Below are 5268 nucleotides of genomic sequence, written 5' to 3' on the forward strand. Positions count from 1 at the left end.
TAAAGAAAGGCGGCGATCTACTCTCCCACAAAATGCAGTACCATCGACGCTGGCGGGCTTAACTTCTCTGTTCGAAATGGGAAGAGGTGAGCCCCGCCGCAATAACCACCTTAAGGTTTTAAGTCTAAAGTCGAATGTCGTAAAGTTTCCTTTGGACTTTCTTATTTAAGACTGTCTCGTTTTTAAACGAAACAAATATTTTAACATATTGAGATAAATATTTAATTTGGAAAGAATTTTACGAGCCCCCTGAGGTTCCCCCTTTGGGGGTTAGGGGGCTCTTACAATAAGCTTACGGGTTATTAGTACTACTTGACTGTGACATTACTGCCTTTACATCTATAGCCTATCAACGTGGTCATCTTCCACGACCCTTAAAAGAAATCTCATCTTGTGGTGGGTTTCGCGCTTATATGCTTTCAGCGCTTATCCCTTCCCAACGTAGCTACTCTGCGGTGCTCCTGGCGGAACAACAGATACACCAGCGGTTGGTCCAACTCGGTCCTCTCGTACTAGAGTCAGATCCACTCAAATTTCTAACGCCCACAGTAGATAGAGACCGAACTGTCTCACGACGTTCTGAACCCAGCTCGCGTGCCACTTTAATGGGCGAACAGCCCAACCCTTGGGACCTTCTCCAGCCCCAGGATGTGACGAGCCGACATCGAGGTGCCAAACCCCCCCGTCGATATGAGCTCTTGGGGGAGATCAGCCTGTTATCCCCGGCGTACCTTTTATCCTTTGAGCGATGGCCCTTCCATGCGGAACCACCGGATCACTATGCTCTACTTTCGTACCTGATCGACCTGTATGTCTCTCAGTCAAGCTCCCTTATGCCATTGCACTCTACGCACGGTTACCAAGCGTGCTGAGGGAACCTTTAGAAGCCTCCGTTACTCTTTTGGAGGCGACCACCCCAGTCAAACTACCCACCAAGCAATGTCCTCCACAATATGGAGTTAGGCCTCAGATAAGCAAAGGGTGGTATTTCAACAATGACTCCACAACGCCTAGCGACGCCATTTCACAGTCTCCCACCTATCCTACACATCACTTATCCAAGGTCAATACTAAGCTATAGTAAAGGTGCACAGGGTCTTTTCGTCCCACTGCGGGTAATCGGCATCTTCACCGATACTACAATTTCACCGAGCTCATGGCTGAGACAGTGTCCAGATCGTTACACCATTCGTGCAGGTCGGAACTTACCCGACAAGGAATTTCGCTACCTTAGGACCGTTATAGTTACGGCCGCCGTTTACTGGGGCTTCAATTCAATGCTTCTGATTGCTCATAACATCTCCTCTTAACCTTCCAGCACCGGGCAGGTGTCAGGCCCTATACTTCATCTTACGATTTGGCAGAGCCCTGTGTTTTTGATAAACAGTCGCCTGGACCTTTTCACTGCGGCCAGCTTGCGCTGGCGACCTTTCTCCCGAAGTTACAGGTCTATTTTGCCTAATTCCTTAGCCATGAATCTCTCGAGCGCCTTAGGATACTCTCCTCAACTACCTGTGTCGGTTTACGGTACGGGTACTTATAATCTATGTTTAGAAGGTTTTCTTGGCAGCCTTTAGGTACACTATCCCATCATCCGAAGAATCCGAGTACTATCGCATTTCACCAGTCCCAGCGGATTTGCCTACCGGGCCTATAGCTAGGTGCTTTAACGAACTATTCCGTCAGTTCGCGGTACTTTCACCACTGCGTCACTCCATCACAATTATAAGTAGTACGGGAATATTAACCCGTTGGCCATCGACTGTTCCTTTCGGATTCGCCTTAGGTCCCGACTAACCCGCAGCTGATTAGCATAGCTGCGGAAACCTTAGTTTTGCGGCGGGGGTGTTTCTCGCACCCCTTATCGTTACTTATGCCTACATTTTCTTTTCTAACCTCTCCAGAAATCCTCACGGAATCCCTTCTACGATGTTAGAATGCTCCCCTACCACTTGACTTTTGTCAAATCCATAGCTTCGGTAGTATACTTATGCCCGATTATTATCCATGCTCGATCGCTCGACTAGTGAGCTGTTACGCACTCTTTAAATGAATGGCTGCTTCCAAGCCAACATCCTAGCTGTCGATGCAATCAAACCGCGTTTGATCAACTTAGTATACATTTGGGGACCTTAGCTGATGGTCTGGGTTCTTTCCCTCTCGGACTGGGACCTTAGCACCCCAGCCCTCACTGCTGTGTATATTATATAGCATTCGGAGTTTGTCAGGAATTGGTAGGCGGTGAAGCCCCCGCATCCAATCAGTAGCTCTACCTCTATATAACTCTACCACTGCGCTGCACCTAAATGCATTTCGGGGAGTACGAGCTATTTCCGAGTTTGATTGGCCTTTCACCCCTACCCACAGGTCATCCGAAGACTTTTCAACGTCAACCGGTTCGGACCTCCACTATGTGTTACCACAGCTTCATCCTGCCCATGGGTAGATCACACGGTTTCGCGTCTAACATTACTGACTCAAGCGCCCTATTCAGACTCGCTTTCGCTACGGATCCGCACCTGAAGTGCTTAACCTTGCCAGCAACGTTAACTCGTAGGCTCATTATGCAAAAGGCACGCCGTCACAGCTTTTGCTGCTCCGACCGCTTGTAGGCGTATGGTTTCAGGTTCTATTTCACTCCGTTATTCACGGTTCTTTTCACCTTTCCTTCACAGTACTGGTTCACTATCGGTCTCTCAGGAGTATTTAGCCTTAGCGGATGGTCCCGCCAGATTCAGACAGGGTTTCACGTGCCCCGCCCTACTCAGGATACCACTATCCTTTATATTCCTTACTTATACGGGACTATCACCCTCTGTGGTTAACCTTTCCAGGTTATTCTAATTCGGTTTACAAGAAATATTGTGGTCCTACAACCCCAGTATTGCCGTAACAACACTGGTTTGGGCTAATGCGCTTTCGCTCGCCACTACTTACGCAATCACTTTTGTTTTCTTCTCCTCCGCCTACTTAGATGTTTCAGTTCAGCGGGTTCGCCTCCTATTGGATACTATGTCTTCAACATAGTGGGTTGCCCCATTGGGATATCTGCGGATCAATTCGTATGTGCCAATCCCCGCAGCTTTTCGCAGCTTATCACGTCCTTCTTCGCCTCTGAGAGCCTAGGCATCCCCCATACGCCCTTATTTTGCTTATTGTTTCTTTTTTTTAGTGATTAGCTCTAAGTAATTAGTGACTAGTCCTAAGACTAATTACTATTCACTCTTTACTAATTACTAAAGTGTTCTTTCTACTTGTTTGTATGTTTATCTCAATATGTCAATGAACTTTTATTTAGTCGAAGGTCAAAAGTCGAAAGTCTTAAAGTAAAATACTTTTGACTTTAGGACTTTAGACTTTACAGACTAAAATCGTGGAGAATATCGGAGTCGAACCGATGACCTCCTGCGTGCAAGGCAGGCGCTCTAGCCAGCTGAGCTAATCCCCCAATCTTTTTTCTATTTTGGATGTTGAATTATTTTTTTGAATTATTTTTCAAATTCATCATTTAAAATTTATAATTCAAAATTCGCTTCTAGAATTTCCTTGTGCTTTAAAAAGTAGTCCCGGGCAGACTCGAACTGCCGACCCCTACATTATCAGTGTAGTACTCTAACCAGCTGAGCTACGAGACTCTGTATTTTAAGCCTTTTCTTTTTTTTGAATTAACAGCGAGAGTAAGTTTTTTTAATTTAGTATCTAAATTAAAAAATAGCTTCTTTTTTTTGTCTCTAGAAAGGAGGTGTTCCAGCCGCACCTTCCGGTACGGCTACCTTGTTACGACTTAGCCCTAGTTACCAGTTTTACCCTAGGCAGCTCCTTGCGGTCACCGACTTCAGGTACCCCCAGCTTCCATGGCTTGACGGGCGGTGTGTACAAGGCCCGGGAACGTATTCACCGCAGCATGGCTGATCTGCGATTACTAGCGAATCCAGCTTCACGGAGTCGAGTTGCAGACTCCGATCCGAACTGAGAACGGTTTTGTAGATTCGCTCCTACTTGCGTAGTGGCTGCTCTCTGTACCGCCCATTGTAGCACGTGTGTAGCCCAAGGCGTAAGGGCCGTGATGATTTGACGTCATCCCCACCTTCCTCGCGGTTTGCACCGGCAGTCTTGCTAGAGTTCCCGACATGACTCGCTGGCAACTAGCAACAGGGGTTGCGCTCGTTATAGGACTTAACCTGACACCTCACGGCACGAGCTGACGACAACCATGCAGCACCTTGAAAAACGTCCGAAGAAAGATCTGTTTCCAAATCTGTCGTTTCCCATTTAAGCCTTGGTAAGGTTCCTCGCGTATCATCGAATTAAACCACATGCTCCTCCGCTTGTGCGGGCCCCCGTCAATTCCTTTGAGTTTCACTCTTGCGAGCGTACTCCCCAGGTGGGATACTTATCACTTTCGCTTAGCCACTCAGATTGCTCCAAACAGCTAGTATCCATCGTTTACGGCGTGGACTACCAGGGTATCTAATCCTGTTCGCTCCCCACGCTTTCGTCCATCAGCGTCAATATACTCGTAGTAACCTGCCTTCGCAATCGGTATTCCATGTAATCTCTAAGCATTTCACCGCTACACTACATATTCTAGTTACTTCCAAGTAATTCAAGTCTTACAGTATCAATGGCCGTTTGATCGTTGAGCGACCAGATTTCACCACTGACTTATAAAACCGCCTACGGACCCTTTAAACCCAATGATTCCGGATAACGCTTGGATCCTCCGTATTACCGCGGCTGCTGGCACGGAGTTAGCCGATCCTTATTCTTACAGTACCGTCAAGCTCCCTTACAAGGGAGGGTTTCTTCCTGTACAAAAGCAGTTTACAATCCATAGGACCGTCATCCTGCACGCGGCATGGCTGGTTCAGGCTTGCGCCCATTGACCAATATTCCTCACTGCTGCCTCCCGTAGGAGTCTGGTCCGTGTCTCAGTACCAGTGTGGGGGATCTCCCTCTCAGGACCCCTACCCATCGTTGCCTTGGTATGCCGTTACCACACCAACTAGCTAATGGGACGCATGCTCATCTTGTACCGTTGGAACTTTAATAATCAAATGAGGCCATCTGAAAATACTATGGGGTATTAATCCAAATTTCTCTGGGCTATCCCCCTGTACAAGGTAGATTGCATACGCGTTACGCACCCGTGCGCCGGTCTCAAAGGAGCAAGCTCCTTCTACCCCTCGACTTGCATGTGTTAAGCCTGCCGCTAGCGTTCATCCTGAGCCAGGATCAAACTCTTCATCGTATGTTTTTACAGCTTTT

Annotated in this window: 2 tRNA genes and 3 rRNA genes; all 5 read right to left on the minus strand. The window is 47.5% G+C overall.

Annotation, left to right across the window (positions count from 1 at the left end):
• Window positions 1-4: 4 nt before the first annotated feature.
• The 5 genes from rrf to B0A78_RS11265 all read right to left on the minus strand — a co-directional run bounded on the left by rrf (window position 5) and on the right by B0A78_RS11265 (window position 5251).
• Window positions 5-113, minus strand: a 5S ribosomal RNA gene (rrf, locus tag B0A78_RS11245).
• Window positions 114-282: 169 nt separating this feature from the next.
• Window positions 283-3158: ribosomal RNA gene (locus B0A78_RS11250) — 23S ribosomal RNA — on the minus strand.
• 216 nt (window positions 3159-3374) lie between these two features.
• Window positions 3375-3448: transfer RNA gene (locus B0A78_RS11255), tRNA-Ala, on the minus strand.
• A gap of 113 nt (window positions 3449-3561) precedes the next feature.
• Window positions 3562-3635 (minus strand) — tRNA-Ile (locus tag B0A78_RS11260).
• 100 nt (window positions 3636-3735) lie between these two features.
• Window positions 3736-5251, minus strand: a 16S ribosomal RNA gene (locus tag B0A78_RS11265).
• The 16S, 23S and 5S rRNA genes sit together here with 2 tRNA genes alongside, the layout of an rRNA operon.
• Between the last annotated feature and the right edge of the window lie 17 nt (window positions 5252-5268).

The sequence above is a fragment of the Flavobacterium columnare NBRC 100251 = ATCC 23463 genome, from assembly GCF_002530675.1.
In the GTDB taxonomy this organism is placed as follows: domain Bacteria; phylum Bacteroidota; class Bacteroidia; order Flavobacteriales; family Flavobacteriaceae; genus Flavobacterium; species Flavobacterium columnare.